1 protein-coding gene is annotated in these 617 nt (G+C 67.7%); it reads right to left on the minus strand.

The features are described from left to right. Positions 1 to 617: AAA family ATPase (locus tag ACYQ78_RS39255; protein ID WP_459806081.1), on the minus strand; the 617-nt coding region annotated here is incomplete at both ends.

Raw genomic sequence — 617 nt, forward strand, 5'->3', positions numbered from 1 at the left:
TCGGTGATGGAGACGCGGTGGTGGGCCTCGTAACGGTCGCGCAGGCCCTTGAGGATCTCGATCGTGTGGCTGAGGCTGGGCTCGGCGACCTGGATCGGCTGGAAACGACGCTCCAGAGCGGCGTCCTTCTCCAGGTGCTTGCGGTATTCGTCGAGCGTGGTCGCGCCGATGGTCTGGAGCTCGCCACGGGCCAGCATCGGCTTGAGGATGCTGGCGGCGTCGATCGCGCCCTCGGCGGCGCCCGCACCGACCAGGGTGTGGAGCTCGTCGATGAACAGGATGATGTCGCCGCGGGTGCGGATCTCCTTGAGGACCTTCTTCAGGCGCTCCTCGAAGTCACCGCGGTAACGCGAGCCCGCGACCAGCGCGCCCAGGTCAAGGGTGTAGAGCTGCTTGTCCTTCAGGGTCTCGGGCACCTCGCCCTTGACGATCTTCTGGGACAGGCCCTCGACCACGGCGGTCTTGCCGACGCCGGGCTCGCCGACGAGCACGGGGTTGTTCTTGGTGCGGCGGGACAGCACCTGCATGACCCGCTCGATCTCCTTCTCGCGCCCGATCACCGGGTCGAGCTTGCCCTCGCGTGCGGCCTGCGTGAGGTTGCGGCCGAACTGGTCGAG

The sequence above is a fragment of the Herbidospora sp. RD11066 genome (assembly GCF_054661255.1).